The organism is Lentilactobacillus sp. TOM.63, from assembly GCF_030361045.1.
Taxonomy (GTDB): Bacteria; Bacillota; Bacilli; order Lactobacillales; family Lactobacillaceae; genus Lentilactobacillus; species Lentilactobacillus dabitei.
The window spans coordinates 1-16,815 of the sequence record NZ_JAUCAP010000014.1 but is presented as its reverse complement, the minus strand read 5'-3'; the positions used below and the strand labels follow the sequence as shown (position 1 = coordinate 16,815).

At 37.9% G+C, this 16,815-nt stretch carries 20 protein-coding genes and 2 tRNA genes; 16 read left to right on the top strand and 6 right to left on the bottom strand.

Annotated elements, in window-relative coordinates; genetic code table 11:
- The first annotated feature begins 1 nt into the window (after position 1).
- The 16 genes from QUF07_RS04215 (at position 2) to QUF07_RS04140 (ending at position 13,344) form a co-directional block, all read left to right on the top strand.
- Positions 2–751, top strand: coding sequence for a phage distal tail protein (locus QUF07_RS04215; RefSeq protein WP_289426852.1), 750 nt, complete (start codon positions 2–4; stop codon positions 749–751).
- Between the two features lie 48 nt (positions 752–799).
- Entirely contained in the window at positions 800–3,382 is a 2,583-nt protein-coding gene (locus QUF07_RS04210; protein WP_289426851.1) for a phage tail spike protein, read from the top strand.
- Positions 3,379–4,323, top strand: a complete 945-nt coding sequence (locus tag QUF07_RS04205; protein ID WP_289426850.1) for a hypothetical protein — start codon at positions 3,379–3,381, stop codon at positions 4,321–4,323. The genes QUF07_RS04210 and QUF07_RS04205 overlap by 4 nt, the downstream gene beginning before the upstream one ends.
- 9 nt (positions 4,324–4,332) lie before the next feature.
- On the top strand, positions 4,333–4,494 hold the full coding sequence (locus tag QUF07_RS04200) for a hypothetical protein (RefSeq protein ID WP_289426849.1): 162 nt from the start codon (positions 4,333–4,335) through the stop codon (positions 4,492–4,494).
- Entirely contained in the window at positions 4,466–6,562 is a 2,097-nt protein-coding gene (locus QUF07_RS04195) for a hypothetical protein (protein ID WP_289426848.1), read from the top strand. Before QUF07_RS04200 ends, QUF07_RS04195 begins: the two co-directional genes overlap by 29 nt.
- A gap of 165 nt (positions 6,563–6,727) precedes the next feature.
- Entirely contained in the window at positions 6,728–7,138 is a 411-nt protein-coding gene (locus QUF07_RS04190) for a hypothetical protein (protein ID WP_289426847.1), read from the top strand.
- A gap of 17 nt (positions 7,139–7,155) precedes the next feature.
- Positions 7,156–7,332, top strand: a complete 177-nt coding sequence (locus QUF07_RS04185; RefSeq protein WP_014940198.1) for an XkdX family protein — start codon at positions 7,156–7,158, stop codon at positions 7,330–7,332.
- A 393-nt stretch (positions 7,333–7,725) separates the two neighbouring features.
- Positions 7,726–8,193: a hypothetical protein gene (locus tag QUF07_RS04180; protein WP_289426846.1), complete on the top strand. Its 468-nt coding sequence runs from the start codon at positions 7,726–7,728 to the stop codon at positions 8,191–8,193.
- Positions 8,194–8,205: 12 nt separating this feature from the next.
- Positions 8,206–9,030, top strand: a complete 825-nt coding sequence (locus QUF07_RS04175; protein WP_289426845.1) for a GH25 family lysozyme — start codon at positions 8,206–8,208, stop codon at positions 9,028–9,030.
- Positions 9,030–9,281 (top strand): hypothetical protein, encoded by a 252-nt coding sequence (locus QUF07_RS04170; protein WP_020282065.1) that lies wholly within the window; start codon positions 9,030–9,032, stop codon positions 9,279–9,281. Before QUF07_RS04175 ends, QUF07_RS04170 begins: the two co-directional genes overlap by 1 nt.
- Before the next feature lie 633 nt (positions 9,282–9,914).
- Positions 9,915–10,232, top strand: coding sequence for a PTS sugar transporter subunit IIB (locus QUF07_RS04165; protein WP_217162500.1), 318 nt, complete (start codon positions 9,915–9,917; stop codon positions 10,230–10,232).
- A complete protein-coding gene (locus QUF07_RS04160; RefSeq protein WP_217162499.1) occupies positions 10,232–10,543 on the top strand; it encodes a PTS lactose/cellobiose transporter subunit IIA in 312 nt (103 codons plus the stop codon). The genes QUF07_RS04165 and QUF07_RS04160 overlap by 1 nt, the downstream gene beginning before the upstream one ends.
- A gap of 191 nt (positions 10,544–10,734) precedes the next feature.
- Positions 10,735–12,225 (top strand): peptide MFS transporter, encoded by a 1,491-nt coding sequence (locus QUF07_RS04155; RefSeq protein WP_289426844.1) that lies wholly within the window; start codon positions 10,735–10,737, stop codon positions 12,223–12,225.
- A gap of 62 nt (positions 12,226–12,287) precedes the next feature.
- A complete protein-coding gene (locus tag QUF07_RS04150; RefSeq protein ID WP_289426843.1) occupies positions 12,288–13,109 on the top strand; it encodes a metallophosphoesterase in 822 nt (273 codons plus the stop codon).
- 71 nt (positions 13,110–13,180) lie between these two features.
- Positions 13,181–13,263: transfer RNA gene (locus QUF07_RS04145), tRNA-Tyr, on the top strand.
- A gap of 9 nt (positions 13,264–13,272) precedes the next feature.
- A tRNA-Gln gene (locus QUF07_RS04140) sits at positions 13,273–13,344 on the top strand.
- Positions 13,345–13,507: 163 nt separating this feature from the next.
- Here QUF07_RS04140 and QUF07_RS04135 read toward each other — a convergent pair.
- From QUF07_RS04135 to QUF07_RS04115, 6 genes are all read right to left on the bottom strand, one after another.
- A complete protein-coding gene (locus QUF07_RS04135) occupies positions 13,508–13,846 on the bottom strand; it encodes a site-specific integrase (RefSeq protein ID WP_217162327.1) in 339 nt (112 codons plus the stop codon).
- A 28-nt stretch (positions 13,847–13,874) separates the two neighbouring features.
- A complete protein-coding gene (locus QUF07_RS14115; protein ID WP_217162326.1) occupies positions 13,875–14,192 on the bottom strand; it encodes a tyrosine-type recombinase/integrase in 318 nt (105 codons plus the stop codon).
- Positions 14,193–14,239: 47 nt separating this feature from the next.
- The gene (locus tag QUF07_RS14110; protein ID WP_217162325.1) at positions 14,240–14,419 is read right to left on the bottom strand and encodes an N-terminal phage integrase SAM-like domain-containing protein; all 180 of its coding nucleotides are present in this window, start codon (positions 14,417–14,419) and stop codon (positions 14,240–14,242) included.
- 629 nt (positions 14,420–15,048) lie between these two features.
- Positions 15,049–15,465, bottom strand: a complete 417-nt coding sequence (locus tag QUF07_RS04125; RefSeq protein WP_217162324.1) for a pyridoxamine 5'-phosphate oxidase family protein — start codon at positions 15,463–15,465, stop codon at positions 15,049–15,051.
- A gap of 119 nt (positions 15,466–15,584) precedes the next feature.
- Positions 15,585–16,190 (bottom strand): YkoF family thiamine/hydroxymethylpyrimidine-binding protein, encoded by a 606-nt coding sequence (locus QUF07_RS04120; protein WP_217342177.1) that lies wholly within the window; start codon positions 16,188–16,190, stop codon positions 15,585–15,587.
- 15 nt (positions 16,191–16,205) lie between these two features.
- The gene (locus QUF07_RS04115) at positions 16,206–16,727 is read right to left on the bottom strand and encodes an ECF transporter S component (RefSeq protein WP_289426874.1); all 522 of its coding nucleotides are present in this window, start codon (positions 16,725–16,727) and stop codon (positions 16,206–16,208) included.
- Between the last annotated feature and the right edge of the window lie 88 nt (positions 16,728–16,815).

Here is a 16,815-nt window from a genome sequence, read left to right as displayed (position 1 = left end):
AATGAATTTACAATTCTTTGCTCGAAGGAAACGAAAAAAGCGTAAGAAGACTAAGACTAAAAAGAAACGAGTTGTAAAAGCAAAAAAGGGTGGTAAGAAAAGTAGTAGTAAAGGAGGCAAAAAGACATCAGCCCCCAAAGCTACGACAAAGAAGAAAAAGGAAAAGGAATATGTAACTGAAACCTCGTATATGAATAGGGATGCCTACTCGAATTTTTATGGTGAATTTATTCTTGAACGACAGAAAAAATCGGATAAGTCTGGTAAAGTTTACGACAATTGGGTAGCAGAAATTAACCAGTGGGATCCTAAAACTGGTGAACCATATAGTGTTAATAATACCCATAAAACTCACATGCATAAGGAAAAGTTAGATAAATCCGGTAAGTTTGGTTTTGCTTTAGCTAACTTAGGCGTTTTCTTTGGTAAGCATGATATTAAAGAGGACTTAGTTAATCCAGTGGTGGCGTATAAGTCGGATTATGAAGCTTTAACCAATTATGAAGAATGGCGCAGTGATGGCTCTACTGATCCGGATGATACACCACATATTATTGCCAAGGCTGGTCAAGAAATTATTATTGATACGGCCAACAATAAAGTTACTATTGATGGAAAGCCGGCCGATAAATACGTTTCATGGTTATCGACCTTCCCTAAATTAACCGGTGGAGTTCCACAAACTCTACACTTTGTCCCGGATCCCAAAAATGCTGATGTAACAATTGAATATCGACCAGCAATTAAGTAGTCACGAAAGCGGCTACTTTTTTCATACATAAATAAGGAGGTTAGAGATTTGTATATTATCCTGGATAAAAATTTAAAGCGAGTTGCCACGTTATCAACTAATTCAGACGCCAACCCGTTTTGGGGTGAAGTAGTTGAACGCCAAATTGCCGATGATAACAGTAACTCGGATGATGGTATTACTGGCGTTAGCACTTTTAATAGTACGGATCCGAATGCTAACTCCAAAAGCTGGAATGATACATTAACAGGACTAACCATGTTGCAAAGTGCCCCTGCGGCTCAATACTTAACGGTTGGTAATAGTGTCGCAGTGTATGATGATGTGCATAATCATTGGCGTATTTATCGAATCTATCAGGTTGACGAAAACATTGATGCAACTAGTGGAGCTCATCTGGTAACGGTGGATGCTATTAACCTAGCAATCTATAAACTAAATAAGACCATTCCACCCCAAAAAGAAATTAAAGATTGTAAATTAGATCAAGCCATGCAATGGATCATGGCAGATACCGGTTGGGACTTACAAAATAATTGTTCTTCGGGATTATTTGCCGATATTAATTTTGATGGAACGTCTTCTAGTCAAGCTGCCTTACAGACGGTTCTATCAACTTACGATGCGGAAGCTGATGCTTATTGCCATATTGACACTAATGGTATTGTGACTGACCTGATTTTAGAATTAGCTGATCAATTGGGAGAAGATGAAGGTAAGTCAATTACCTATGGGCAAAACATGTTATCTGTCCAACGAGAAACAGTTGATACTAATTTAGTAACCAAGCTTTACATTGTGGGCGCAAATAATGCTTCAATTGCAGAGGTTAATAATGGTAAGAACTATATTACCGATCTATCGGCAAATTCTCTTTATAACAATGATAGCAATACCTGGCTAGAAGGGACCATCACGAGTGATACCATTACTGAACCTAAAGCATTACTTGATTGGGGATTACGTGAATTAAGATTGTACAATCATCCACGAATTAACTATGCCGTGGAGGTTACTCAAGATTTTCAAGCTAACTTGGGCGATACTATTAAGGTGATTGATTTATCTATGAACCCGATTTTAACCACGGAGGCAAGAGTCATTCAGCAAACTACCTCAGAAAGTGACCCAAGTCAAAATAAAGTTGTATTAGGTGAGTTCAGTACAGTTAAAGTAATTACGCCGGCGTTTATCCGTAATATGGAACAGCGTTGGAATGACCATGTTAAGAAACTATTTGAAGATGCCCGAGAAAATGCCAATGCAGCCACAGTTAGTTTGATTACGCCGTTGGGCTCGACTTGGTATAACACGGATACTTCCAAACGGGTGATTGCGAGATTGTTTATTGAAGGTGAAAACGTGACTTCTTATCTGTCACCGCAAGCTTTTAATTGGCAAAAAATTAATATGGACGGTACCCGTGATATTGGGTGGGAAGCTGACCATGCAAAAGATGGTTATCAGGTTACTATTGAACCACCATTTGTAGGTACTTTACTTGTAACAATTGATGATGCTTACGTCAAACATCAAGCTGAAATGTGGATTGATACCAGTAGTTCAGCTGACGGCTCTTGGCAGAAGCTTTGGGAAACTAAGGATGCCGCCAACAAAGATTTTAATGGCGATCAGCACATTGGGGCCTTACAATTTTCATATTTATTGAGTGATGGTTCAGTGTTGTCTAGTTATCACTACACTAAAGACAAAAGCCATTCTGATTGTGAGTTTATTAAATGGAATGCCGATGGAACATTACAAAGCATGATGTTTGTGACTGGAGGTGGCCATTGTGGTTCTTTTGGTTATGATGAAGGTTCCAACACAATTTATACAGAAATAAAAGATCAGAATGATGGGAAATATTATTTAGTAACTCTTCCTTACCAAGCAAATACGAGCGCCAGTAACATAACTAAGTGCTGCCAAGTAAAACAATATTTTCGAGTTGCAGTTGATTTGAAGAACAATCTGTGGTTGGGAAGCACGACGAGTGGGAAAGTGTATGTTTGTCAGATAAGCGATTTACAGGCAGGAAACTTCAAACCAATCATTGAATTTAAATTGCAAGATTTTAAATGGAAGCCATTACCAGCTGGAACCACTAATAATGGCGCTTATAACACTCTTCAGGCAAATGGGATTAGTTATCCATTTGCTTTTTTTACGGCGGGTGATGCTAACAATGCTGATGACAAACATGTTATGTGTATTAACTTAATTACACAGTCAATGGTATTTGATTATGTGGTGGAACCAATGCAGGATATTAAGTTAACAGTGCCGTTGGAAAATGGCGGGCATTTGGAACCCGAAGGTGTTTATGAAGATGTTAATAATTCTAGGTTAATTGTTGGCTTTAACGTTTCTGAATATAGGGATGATGCACACACTGTGTCTATTGCTCATAGTGCATTATATACGGCTCCCCTTAAAATCCGTGATGATTCTAAAGACTTAGTTGTTGAATATCCTGAACAAGATGAAGGTGAAAATGATGAAGCTGAACAACCAGTAATTGCTGGAAATGATAATGCGGATGATTCGGATGCAAGTTCAGATAGTGATGAAGATGGTGATGAGTCAACTGGCGAAGGGACAGAAGTTGAGGATGGTGATAACGATTGATTATTGCAACGGGGACGTTAAATATTGATGAAAATGCCAAGCTTGCTCAGCAAGCCTCTGATGACGCCAAAAATGCTGCTAACTCTGCAGCTGATGAAGCGGGTAAAATTAAAACTTCTTTGGATGGGAAAATCACTGTCTCATCTCAAGAACCATTTGATGATGGAAAAGCCCATGATGAAGGTGATATTTGGTATGTTCAAGACAGTAACCATATGACTAGTGAAATGTATACCTACGATGGTTCGGACTGGGTTAAGACTAAAATGTCTCAAACTGTCCTATCGGTTGGACAGCTTTCAGCATTAACTGCTGATTTGGGAACTATTGAAGCCGGATATTTGAATTCGGTAGAAATTGATTCATCAACCATTAAAGCTGCCAATATTGATGCAAAATCAACAATTACAGGAGCTTCAATTACAGGAGCTTCAATCGAAGAAGATAGTAATAATGGAAGGATTACATTAGATAAAGGCGGATTCTGCGCCATTCATAATGGGAAATATCTTCAATTTGTATCTGGAAATAGTAATGGGTACACTCAAATCCGTGGTGGCTTGGATATTGATTCAATTAATGTTGGAGCCTCAGTTATTAAAGGACAGACTTTTTCAGCATATGGCGGTAATAATACTCATATTGGTAGTGAAAATGCTTGGACGTATTTAGCGGAAAGAATCAAGTGTGGCTCTACTGATAGTGGCCATCCCTCAATATCTTCTACTATCGGAACTGATATCTATTTTCATAATGAAGCTGGATCGACAATTGATATTCATGCTGGTGATGTTATTTCACATGGGACCGATTTACTTAAAGAAATTAATAGTAAAACTGATAGTAGTGGTGATGTTAGTAGGATTGATGGTGACATTAGTAGGATTCGCAGTGAAATTAGTGATATTAAAAGTGAATTGAAGAGGAAGAAGAATAAGTAAGGTGATTTGATGAATGATATTAAAGCGCAAGATTTAATTAACCAATTAGTTAATGAGTACAGTCAAGATATGGCAGCAAAAAATCAACAAATTGCGTTATTAAAAATTGAAAATAATCAGCTTAGAAAGAAGGCGAAAAATAATGAGCAAGGAACTCGCATTCACGGATGATAATGATGTGGTTAAATATTTAGATACAACCACTGCTTTTAATCTGGCACTCACGGCCGACGGGGTGGCCTTTGATTTAACTAATGCTAAGTCAATTCTGGTAAAAATAGCTAATGATGATGGCTACATCATGCAACAAACTATTGATTTAACCACTGTAACTAGTCCGCTTGGTGGAACACTAAGCTTTCCAATTAATCAGGATATCATGAACACATTGGTTTCAGATGATTATGATATTGAAGTTTGGGTTACTATGAATGATGGTACGCAGGCAATTTTTCCAAGTGATGGGACATTAGGGTTCTCAATTGAAGAGAATCTGATGAGTGATACTGGTGAAGTAATTCCAGTTATTACCTTTGATCAATTTAAAGATCAATTTGATGATATGATGACACAAATGCAAAATACAGTGTCAAACGTTAAAAAAGGCGATAAAGGTGATACTGGTACTGGTCTTGAAATCAAAGACAAAGTTTCATCAGTTTCAAATTTACCCTCAACAGCAAACGAAGGTGACGGCTATTTAGTTGGCGAAGAATTATATGTTCGAGTAAACAACGCATGGAAAGATTGTGGACCATTACAAGGACCGAAAGGTGATCGAGGAATTCAAGGTATTCAAGGAAATACTGGCACGGGCATTTCTTCAACTACAATTCAATATCAAATTTCAAGTAGTGCAACTACTGCTCCAACAGGAATTTGGTCAAATAACATCGTTGCTACAACGACTACAAATCCCTATTTGTGGATGAAAGCTACTTTAAATTATACTGATCACACAACAAAAGTCTTTTATCTTGTTTCACAAAAAGGTGATAAAGGTGATACTGGACCAATGGGTCCTATGGGACCAATTGGCCCACGAGGCCCTGTTGGTTCTGGGTTAGTTGTTAAAGGTACAGTCAAGGAAGCTTCACAACTTCCAACTGCTGGAAATCAAGAAGGATATTGTTATTTTATTGGTACAGATTTATATGTTTGGGATGCAGGAAAATGGAAAAATTGCGGAAGTGTAAGTCCAGATTTAAGTAACTACGTTACTGTTACTGATTTAAATAATGGATTAAGTACAAAAGTTAACGTCACCGATACTGCTAACTGGCAGAAGTACCCAATTACTGATGTAACGGGTGCGCCGACCGCCCATATTGGAGCAAATTATCCATATAAAAGCATAAAACAGCTTTTAGACACTTCTACTACTGGGTTTTATACCATTTATATTGGTAAAGATGCTTTGGATACACCAGATTCTTCGGATAATTGGCGTGGTATTATTCAACTTCAATTTAATCGTGTTTGGGGAATTTTAACTGGAGAATTTACGAAAGTCTCTTACTATGTTGGCGGAATTTATAACGGAAATACCAGTGCTCTAAATTGGGTTAAATTGGCTAACGATCCAGAAGTTGTTCACAGTACAGATATGCGTAAACCAGCCAGTGATGTAGCGGGAATTGAAGAAGTTAACGCTAAACAAGATAAAATTGGTTACACACCTGCTGACGACAGTAAAGTTGCTCATAAAAGCGGTGCTAACAATTTCGATACCGTTCCAACGGTCAACAATAATCCGTTGCTTCTCGCAAGCAGTTTGCCAAGTGACCTAGCACGTACAGGTTCAGATCAAGAGTTTACAGGTAAAAATACTTTTGATACTGCGCCAATTGACAAGACAACAGGTAATCCGTATATCACTAAAGACGGTGTGCCAGCAGTTTCATCAACACTTGCAGATACGACTAAGGATGCCAATTTTACAGGAAAACTTCAAAAGTCTGGAATTGATGTGGCAACTAAATCAGATGTTACAACCGCCGTTAATACGGCAACAAGTAAAGTGGTTACAACTGATAAGCCAGCAAACTTTACTGCTGGTTTGCAAGTAGATGGTACGGATGTCGCAACAAAAAGTGATATTCCAAGTAATACGAATGATCCAAGAGTTGATAAGCTAATCGGCAATTTACAATTTGTCATTCTTGATATTACTGCAAATGTTCCAGAATTAAGTAGTATGGGAGATACATTAATAAATCAACTCAAACAGGGATTATAAAATATGGAACTTATTTCTTCGAGAACAAGGGTAGTTATATCTATTTAGTTAAATAAGGACGGAGATCAACTCATTCTAATCTAATTAAATTTAATGTAGATTTTTTCAAGTAATATACAAAAAATTATAATTATTGAACAACGATAAAAAAGGAGATAATAAATAATGTTTATTTATATTACGTTTGATTCAAATGGTTTTGTTACTGACTATAAAAAAGTCGAAACAGATGGTTACACAAAAGTATTTGTTTTAGATTCATGGATTAATCAGTTTGCTCAATACCCAGATAAGTTTAGATATGATTCAACCAATCAAAAATTGCTCAATCCGGGTAACTTACCAAGCGTTTCATTGAATCAAGTAAGTACAGATGTAACAACTTTACAAACTCAATTACAATCTTTGCAATCGACAGGTACTCAAACTGATTCACAATTGGGATCTTTGGTAAGTAACATTTCAGTGGTTCAAGGACAAATTCTCGGAGAACTACAAAATATTCAAACTCAATTAAATGATTCTGAAAAAGCAACTGCTGTACCGGTAGCAAATACAACTAATTCACCAGCTTAATAAAAGGAGGTAATACAATGTTTAATATTGATTGGCACGGAATGCTTAAAATTGAATATGATAACGGTTGGTTATCTTATGATAAATTGAAACTGTTCGTTGGTTGGAATGAATTAACAAAAGATCAGTTTACTGATATTACTGGTAAGAATTATGACACTGGTAGCGTTGCCCAAGTAACAAGCTCATCATAACGATTACTCAGTTTAGTAAACCCACATGTGATCTCTTGGCGGAATGCAAGTTTAATTAAATTAAAGTCGGTCACTCTTTTGGAACAGTGGTATAATCATTTTCGTAGGCATTAACCCCTCTAATGTCTACGCATTCGAATATTCATCTGAGCATTTATGAATGCCCCATGCTCATACATTCCCCTCAATGTATGTGATGTATACACGCCCGTCATAAGATGGGCGTGTTTGTTTTTAATAATTAGTTGTTACGACTATATAATCGTGATACAAAGTGTTTGTGGAATTCCATTCCTCCAAGAAGGAATTTCATATTCTTCAATATGATATGAATTGAGGACGCCCTTTAAAGCGGGGCGTTTTCTTTTACACAAATTTTATGGAGGTAATTTTATGTACACACAAATTGTCGATATTTTTAATTCTCTTAAAGCAACCGGACTGGTTGCTTTTTTAATTGCTGTAATTCCAGCAACTTACAAATTGGTTAAACCGTTGATTGAAGCTAAAATTAAAACTGAAAAGAATACTCATATCAAGCAAGGGATGGAATTAGGCTTGAAATTAGCGAATGCTTTCGTTCCTGTGGTGGCAAGTATGCCAGCTTTAAGTAATTCTGATCGTAAAAAAGTGGTCAATCAATTTGTTGATTCTGGCTTAAAAGAGTCCGGCTTTAATTTTAAAGCAGAAACAATTGAAGGATTAGCAGAACAAGCTTACCAGTATTATAAACACACTCTAAAGGGAGATAATCACAAAGCACCTGTTACTCCGGCGCCTACCAATGACGTTACACCCGACGTTCCAGTCAATGACGATCCGGAAGTATTTAACGAACCCCAATCATCTGAACAAAAGTAGGAAGTGACGAAAATGACAAAAAAGGTTGCTGATTTATCTGCTTACCAAGGCAGTTCTGAGACCTACATGAAATTTTTAAAAAGTCACGGAATTGATGCCACGGTGGTTAAATTGACGGAAGGCACTGGATACATTAACCCTAAAGCTAGAGAACAAGTGGCTAACGGATTCAAAGTATTTGGTACTGTGAGTGTTTATCATTTCTTTCATGGTCATGGTTCATCAGAAGCTAAGTATTTCTTAGCTTGGGTAAAAAGCTTTGGGTTGGATAAATCCACAGTCTTGGCCCTAGATGTGGAAGCACAAGACCTTCCTTGGAAGACCACAGCTGAAGTAAATGCCTTTTTAAAGGAGTTAAAAGCCAACGGATTTACCAACGTTATTACTTATGGATCCGGTTCATGGTTTGCTGAAAAGCGAATTGATCGAGCGAAACTTATTGATAAGCATATTTGGGTAGCGGCGTATGGTGTTAGTCAACCGGGAATTGATAATGCGAATGCCTGGCAATATACCGATAACTACGATGGATTAAAGGTTGACGCCAGCTTAGATTTTGATGGTTCACTGTCCGGAAGTGGGGTAGTTATTAAACCTGCTAAACCGGAATATTATCAAACTCCAGGCCTATACGAAGCAACACAAAGCGTAATTCACCAATTTAACGATGCTGAATTCAAGTCAAAACGGCATACCCGTCTGATTAAAGGAAGTCGATTCTATGCTACCCCAATAAAATATGGTAAAATTTATCGACTTTCTACACCGACTGGTTACTATACAGCAAACAAAGATAAAGTTAAATTTATTTTTGCAGTAAAGGCTGGTGATAAATAATGGTGGAAGTTCCTGATGAAATCAATATGACTAAAATGCTCATTGGCATTAAAGAAGATATTTCTTCCATTAAACAACAGCTGAATGATCAGGCTGATTTGAATGCTAAAACAGATAAAGCTTTGGCTAAGTCTATTGAAAATGAACATCGAATTGATAACCTTACACATATTAACTATGCATTAATTTCTTTAGTGGCAGCGGGAATTATTGTACCGTTGATTATTTATTTAATTGAGAAATTTATGTGAGATGAATCTCCCTTGAATGATTATGGGGGGGAATACATATATTGGTATATATTAATTAATATTATTTTGTGCTTTTGATAATATTATGCACATATTAGCCTTTGGTTATTGAACTATCATTTTTGAGGACAAAATAGCTAATAACGGTCAAATAACGGTCAATTAAAATTATAAATGCCTTTATATCAGCGTTTGTAAGGGGCACTTGTGCCTGCAGTCGGCATCAATGATTATAGTCAGTTTTTTATGACAGAAGAAGACACTCTTAGTCCTTTTAATTAAGAAGGGATTAGGGGCCTTTTTTTGTTTTTGTCTTATCTACACGCTGCTTCTTTAAATATTGTAGGGCCAAAGAAAGTGCTTGTGTTGAAAAAGTACTAATTTTTAATTGTGAATCAATTAAAAACGCCAGAATTAACATCCAGGAAAAGCGAAGCCGTACCCATACTAGCGACTCATAGCAGCACTTATAATTGGTACATGTAAAAACGCTATAATTGGTATAGAACGCATAAATATCTAAACTGCTTTATATAAAAGAACTTGTGCATTAATAAATCCGAATATCCCCTTGTGGTATACCAATATATTTGTTATTCTGTATAGGTAATAAAAGAAAAGGGGATTTTTATAATGAAAAATATTTTACTCGTTTGCGAAGATGGAATTTCTAGTAATTTTTTAGTTAAGTCAGCTAAATTATTTATTGAGAACTATCAGGCAGATATTAATTTAATACCAAGTGATTTTGAAAATGCGGCGCAACATTTGAATGACGGTGTTGATTTGGTCTTGGTAGCACCACAGGCCACTTATCACGAAAAGGAGCTTGAATTGCTTGACGGTAAAGCCAACCTTTTAACAATTCCTGATGAAGTATATGGTTGGGCTAACGGCGAAAAGCTCGTCAAGTTCATTCTCAATCAATTTAAGTCTGCAAAGGCAGTTTAATGGATGAAAATGAATTAAATCAAATCTCAATGCTCATGTTGACCTATTCGGGAAAAGCCAAGCAGATTCTTAACCAAACAATTGATACAATCTCATTATCTACATATAAAAAAGACGATGTACCTGCACAATTCGAGAAAGCTCATAAATGGCTCATAAAGGCGCATAATGAGCAAAACAAAGCAATTAAATATGTAGATAATTTGCAATACTCGGTGCTGTTCACCCACGCACAAGACACACTGATGAATACTGAAACAATTTATTTCTTATTGACCAAATTAATTCCGTTGATAAGAATAAGTCAATAAACAGGTTGATTTTATTTTTCTCAAAAAATACTGGTCGATATTCTGCCGTCATTGAATTACCTTCCATTCTGGAATATAATAGTTGTTATGGTTTGATCTTTGATAAGCTTTAAAGAACAATTATTAATGAATGATCTAATCCAGTTAACACGTGTTAAGGTGGATTAGATTTATTTTTTGGAGGGTATCACATGCAACAACATGAACAAACTGACCAGGAAAGACGAGCTGACAGCTCATTCTTTGGCCAACCAAGAGGATTATCGACGTTATTCTATACTGAAATGTGGGAGCGCTTTAGTTACTACGGAATGCGGGCAATCCTGTTATTTTACATGTATTTCAGTATCAGTAAAGGTGGTTTGGGCTTTTCACAACCACTTGCTGCATCAATCATGTCCATCTATGGATCGTTGGTTTACTTGACTTCTGTTGCCGGTGGTTTCATTAGTGACCGTATTTTAGGAAGTCGGAGAACTGTATTCTATGGTGGTGTCCTGATTATGTTTGGCCACATTGCTCTCTCAATGCCATTAGGACGGATTGCGTTATTTGCCTCAATCGTTTTAATCACCTTGGGAACCGGTCTATTAAAGCCAAATATTTCTGAGATGGTTGGTGGGTTATATACTGAGTATGATAACCGACGAGATTCTGGATTTACGATCTTTGTGTTTGGGATTAACTTAGGGTCGTTTATTTCACCAATCCTAGTTAGCTGGCTGGGAATGAGTTACAACTTCCACCTTGGTTTTTCTTTGGCTGCTATTGGGATGTTTTTCGGTCTCCTACAGTATATCCGTGGTGGTAAGAAGCACTTGCCAAGTACGAGCCTTTATCCATCTGATCCGCTTGAACCTGAAGACGTTAAAAAGTTATCGTTTCGGATTGGCGTTGGCGTGGTCGTCTTTGGATTAGTATTGTTATTGATGCAAGTGATGGGGACCTTGTCACTAAGTACATTTATCACCTTACTTAGTCTCATTGCGATTGCCACCCCAATTATTTACTTTGTCATTATTATTTCCAGCAAGAAAATTTCAAGTACTGAACGTTCTCGAGTTATTGCTTATATTCCATTATTCATTGCTGCAACGATTTTTTGGGCCATTGAAGAGCAGGGATCAGTTGTTTTAGCTTTGTTTGCGCAGAATCAAACCAATAATAACTTTTTTGGTTTCCAAATTCGAGCTGGTTTCTACCAGTCATTAAACCCCGCATTTATTATGCTCTATACGCCATTCTTTGCATGGTTGTGGATTAAATTAGGGAAGAAGCAACCTAGTTCGCCTTCTAAATTCTCTTTAGGAATGGTGATTGCCGGGTTATCGTATATTTTCATGATCCTGCCAGCTTCTTTGTTCGGAACTTCCGCTCGCGTAAGTCCGTTGTGGTTAGTTGGTAGCTGGGCAATTGTTGAAGTTGCGGAGTTGTTAATCTCGCCAATTGGCCTTTCTGTAACGACAAAACTTGCACCAAAAGCTTTTGAATCTCAAATGATGAGTATGTGGTTCTTAGCCGACGCGGCTGGACAAGCAATTAACTCACAAATTGTTAAGTACTATACGCCTGATAATGAAATTAATTATTTCTTGATCATTGGAATTTGCGCAATTGTTGCTGGAGTCATCCTGGCGTTCCTTGTCAAGCCGGTTAAACGACTTATGGAAGGCGTTAACTAATAGCGATCAACAAAAAAGTGTTATCCTTTCTGGGATAACACTTTTAATTATGGGAGAAGAATATGGTAAAAATAGTTGCATCTAGCGACGATCATTTTGACATCAATAAAGTTGATATTAACCGAATTATTGAACAGCAAGCCGCATACTTGAATGAGCATTACGTAGATTATTACTTGATTGCAGGTGACATGTTCAATGATTTTGAGAAAGTCTTGGCATATGTGCATGATCTGAAGAGGAAAGTGGTATCGACCAATGTTTTGTTTATTGCCGGAAATCATGACATGATCAGAAACGTTACTTATGAAGAACTTGAAAAGGGGAGGTGGCCTGGATATATTAACAATCGATTTGTTGATATTCCCAACACTGATATCAGGATTATCGGGATTAACGGGTGGTATGACTACTCATTTGCCAGCAATGTTGCTAAATCAGAATCAGATTTTTATCACTGGAAGCAGACGTATTGGATAGATAGCCAAATTTCGCAACCTATGAGCGATATTGAGCGCGAGGACATCGTCCTTCAAGAATTGGAGAAACAGCTCATAGCGGCCAAAAATGCCTCGAAAAAGGTGATTGTGATGACGCACTTTGTCCCGAACCAAAAGTTTATTCGATATACAAAAGATTTTCGCTTTTGGAATATGGCAAATGCAATGATGGGAAGTATCAGATTTCAGGCACTTATTGACCAATATGCGGTTAATTCTGTGATTTTTGGTCACATTCATAATCGATATGTACCAACGAAAATTAAGGCAACTTGGTATTACAATGGCGCCGTTGGATACCACAATCACCATCATAACGAATGGCAAAGTGCTGATTTCATAACAGAATGGCAACGCCAACTCAAATTTATTCAAATAAATTGAATATTGCGCTTGACGGTGGCCGAAAAATTTTGTATTATAATACTCGTTGGTTTGATAGCAAACACAATGCTGGAGGGGTAGCGAAGTCTGGCTAAACGCGGCGGACTGTAAATCCGCTCCTTCGGGTTCGGTGGTTCGAATCCACTCCCCTCCATTTTATTTTTGGGCTATAGCCAAGAGGTAAGGCAACGGGTTTTGATCCCGTGATGCGCTGGTTCGAACCCAGCTAGCCCAATTTTTGGTTTTCTCCCGTTTTCATAGGTTGTCAAAAGCCTATGAGGACGGGATTTTCTTTACCTTCGATTGTTATCCGTTGTCACTGATTGTCACCCCAGGGGGAGCCAAAATATCAGTGGCAACAATAATTGACCGAATCCGGCCGAATTGGTATACCGTAATTAAAATTTTAAATACGCTGCCAACTTTTTTGTAGCTTCATTAGGTTCCTTGCAGGTAGTGGCGGTATAGACGTCAAAAGTAGTCTTTAGTGACGAGTGACTTAGTTGTTGTTCTTTTACTGCAATCGGATTGGCACCCGCATCATGGGATAAAGTAGCATAAGTATGGCTGAAAGCATGGACAGTAACTTTCTTCAAATCATAGTTATCAATGACATATTTTAGCCATAGCTGGGGTTTAACTAGTTGAAACATTTTATTTCGTTCGTTACAGAAAACTAAATTGTCACCAAGTGGAAAACCTAAGGCCTGCAAATACTTTGCTTGCTTTTTTTCCACTGTCGCAAAATTTAGGCGGCTTCAGGCGCTATAAACACGGTTCGGTAGTTTTGGGCGACTGGGCTACTAAACGATTATCAGCGCCACGAGATTGCGTTTTATTGATATCAATTGAACAATCTTTGAAATTAACATCACTCCATTTAAGTGCCAGCATTTCAGATTTTCGCATCCCCGAAAAAGCAGCTAGTCTAAAAAAGACACAGGCTTGAGGAATTTGACTATCATCTTTGAAACATTCGAAGAGGTGTTCCAATTCTTGCTTATCGTAATAATTCTCAATATTTTGCCGGGTCCAATTATCAGTTTGACGAGGGATAATGATACCATCTACCGGATTGTACATAATTAGCTGCATGGTAATGGCATATTTGAGTACTTTACCGGCGTAATTCAGAAAACGATGGTATTGACGCAGCCTATCATTGAACCAGTCGTTAACAGCCTGCTGACACATTGGTACAGTGATCTTTTCAACCTGGTATTTCCAAACACGGGTAAGATATGTAACCGAAAGATTCGCTGGGTGGTTGCCCAGGAAGATTCCTTGACGGTGTTTTTGTACTGGATCAACCAACATGGGGATGTGTCATCTGAACTTTGCTATGGCGGGCTTTTCGAGTTATTACATTTTGGACTAAGTATTTAGCCTAGTTGTCCGTTCAAATAAGCTTTTAAAAGAACTATTCCTAACCCAATAATGATTAGTAGGATAGCAAGCCATCCCAGTCCTTTGCTTCGACTGTCGTAATGGGTGAAAAAGCCATAGCGAATCTTGGTATTAAAGGCTGAGATCATGACACGATGCCGAAAATAACTGCCCCTATTAAAATAACAATATCCATAAAGAATTTCTTTCCTCCAAAAAATAAATTTTTCGTACGAAGACTTTTGATCATATTCGTCCATGATTGAGTTTTCGTAAGCAGTGAAAAGGTTCTTTCCAGTATCGTGTGAAAGAATTGAAATTTCGTTGCTGGATCCTTATAAAACGGAGGACATGCGAATCTTAATGTAACGAATCACACAGGATTGGAAAGAACCTATCTACTGCTTACAAACTACTTCGTACCTTTCGTGATCATTGGAAAAAATAAAACATTTATTATCAACTTTTTTATCAGGCACTATCAAGCAAAAAGGCTTCAGATATCGGATAATCCAATATCTGAAGCCCTTTTAGAAAGAATGATTTTATAAAGTCAGTCATGCACTGGGTTATTCTCAATTTCAATCCCAGCATTCTTGCCAGCATCCAAACTAACCGTTCGGTCAACAGAAATAACGACAGCGGCGAGTGCCTTTGGGAGTTGATTTGCGGCAGCATATTTTTCAGCATCATCAAATATTTGATCATCCTTGTGAATGGTTGCTTTGCCCTCGACCCGGAAACCCTTCATACCGGGATAAGGATGAAAAGCAGCGGCAATCTTCGGATTCACTTGGACGTTATGCCATGATTGATGACCCGTTTCCTCGTTATAGATTAAATGTTCATCATCAAGAACCCGCAGAGTACCCTTAGGGCCAATTTGTGGATTACCATTTTCATCGACGGTTGCGATAAAGCCAAACGCATCTTGAACTAATTGTTTCTGTTCCTCAGTTAAAGTTGCCATTATGTGAACCTCCTAAATTTAAATCAACGTCAAAAATTGTTGATGAACCATAAACAATATTATCGACCCTTTCTTAGGGAAGTGTCAATAATAATGACACGAGGTCAACTATTCTCCTGCTAATTTGAGCTTACCGATGGACTATTAACCGAAATCGTCACTTCCATCACATAATGGCGAATGTGCTCGTGGGCATAGCTGAGTGCTTCGTTAAAGTAATCAAACAAATCATTCACGGAACCGGATAATTTAGTTGCGTAGTGCATTCCTTCAGGATTGAGCCCCTTAACTTCGGCCATATTAACGATTTTTTCGATATCTTTCATGTAGTCGGCATCCCCAAATGCATAGAAGGAATACTTACAGTCGACATGCATATTGGGGAGCGCTTTGCCCAACTTGATTGGGGTGATTTCTTCATTTAGGTAATGATCCGCGTCGGTATCGCCTGGACATCCTTTTGAGAAGGTCAATTCATATACGGTATGAGTTGAATCCGTGTAGGTAAGTTGGCATGCAGCTTTCACAATGTTAACGACATTTTCTTGGCGTCCCCGGTATGTTGTACTGAACATATCCGTTTTTTGCCAAACAGGTAATTCAAGCGAATTAAGTTGTTTAATGGCGTCGGTAATGATCGTGGCGAATTGGTCACTCATGGGATAGACACTAAGCTTGCAGCCGGTTACGTCTACTGAGCCATCAATATTACAGTCAATGTTCATGTGAAGTTCCTCCAATTATGATTTTCTGGTTTCAAAAGTATGAGCCCGGGTAAATAAATTATGAATCAAACTCACAAGGCCAACCGAGAAAATTAGGTTGGAAACTAAGCGAGTGAGAAATAGGGCTAGCATCATCAAGAGTTTTAACTTGATGTAGCCATGGATAAATAATGCAGACCCAAAGGTGACAACGGTTGATAAAACGGCGGCCAGCAGGAGTGACCTAACATCAAACCGCTTGTATCTAAAGCTCGCAAAACCCAGTTCACTCCCTAGTCCTTGAAAGAATCCGGCAAATAAGGCCGTAATTCCAAACTGGCCACCCATGCCGCTTTCCAAAAAGGCGCCAAGAATTTCACTGATCAGAGATGAGCCTGGCAATCGAACCACCATAAAAGCGATTGGACCGCCCATACACCACAGCCCGAATAACCCTTCACCAACAAAAGGCCCCAAACCAAGTGGTGACAAGATACCGTAAACTAACGTGTACAGCCAGTCTGAAAAAACAAAAATGAATCCAAACAAAACAGAAATAATTGCAATCGTCCTGATTTATTCATAAAAATACACAAAATACCCATCAAACACATGTTTCACGCGTTTGATGGGTATTTTGCATTTT

What these genes read in the sequence shown, in the direction of transcription:
- QUF07_RS04215 (WP_289426852.1), top strand. Translation starts at nt 2, where the DNA reads ATGAATTTACAATTCTTTGCTCGAAGGAAACGAAAAAAGCGTAAGAAG.
- QUF07_RS04200 (WP_289426849.1), top strand. Translation starts at nt 4,333, where the DNA reads ATGAATGATATTAAAGCGCAAGATTTAATTAACCAATTAGTTAATGAG.
- QUF07_RS04195 (WP_289426848.1), top strand. Translation starts at nt 4,466, where the DNA reads ATGAGCAAGGAACTCGCATTCACGGATGATAATGATGTGGTTAAATAT.
- QUF07_RS04190 (WP_289426847.1), top strand. Translation starts at nt 6,728, where the DNA reads ATGTTTATTTATATTACGTTTGATTCAAATGGTTTTGTTACTGACTAT.
- QUF07_RS04185 (WP_014940198.1), top strand. Translation starts at nt 7,156, where the DNA reads ATGTTTAATATTGATTGGCACGGAATGCTTAAAATTGAATATGATAAC.
- QUF07_RS04180 (WP_289426846.1), top strand. Translation starts at nt 7,726, where the DNA reads ATGTACACACAAATTGTCGATATTTTTAATTCTCTTAAAGCAACCGGA.
- QUF07_RS04175 (WP_289426845.1), top strand. Translation starts at nt 8,206, where the DNA reads ATGACAAAAAAGGTTGCTGATTTATCTGCTTACCAAGGCAGTTCTGAG.
- QUF07_RS04170 (WP_020282065.1), top strand. Translation starts at nt 9,030, where the DNA reads ATGGTGGAAGTTCCTGATGAAATCAATATGACTAAAATGCTCATTGGC.
- QUF07_RS04165 (WP_217162500.1), top strand. Translation starts at nt 9,915, where the DNA reads ATGAAAAATATTTTACTCGTTTGCGAAGATGGAATTTCTAGTAATTTT.
- QUF07_RS04160 (WP_217162499.1), top strand. Translation starts at nt 10,232, where the DNA reads ATGGATGAAAATGAATTAAATCAAATCTCAATGCTCATGTTGACCTAT.
- QUF07_RS04155 (WP_289426844.1), top strand. Translation starts at nt 10,735, where the DNA reads ATGCAACAACATGAACAAACTGACCAGGAAAGACGAGCTGACAGCTCA.
- QUF07_RS04150 (WP_289426843.1), top strand. Translation starts at nt 12,288, where the DNA reads ATGGTAAAAATAGTTGCATCTAGCGACGATCATTTTGACATCAATAAA.
- QUF07_RS14115 (WP_217162326.1), bottom strand. Translation starts at nt 14,192, where the DNA reads ATGTACAATCCGGTAGATGGTATCATTATCCCTCGTCAAACTGATAAT.
- QUF07_RS04125 (WP_217162324.1), bottom strand. Translation starts at nt 15,465, where the DNA reads ATGGCAACTTTAACTGAGGAACAGAAACAATTAGTTCAAGATGCGTTT.
- QUF07_RS04120 (WP_217342177.1), bottom strand. Translation starts at nt 16,190, where the DNA reads ATGAACATTGACTGTAATATTGATGGCTCAGTAGACGTAACCGGCTGC.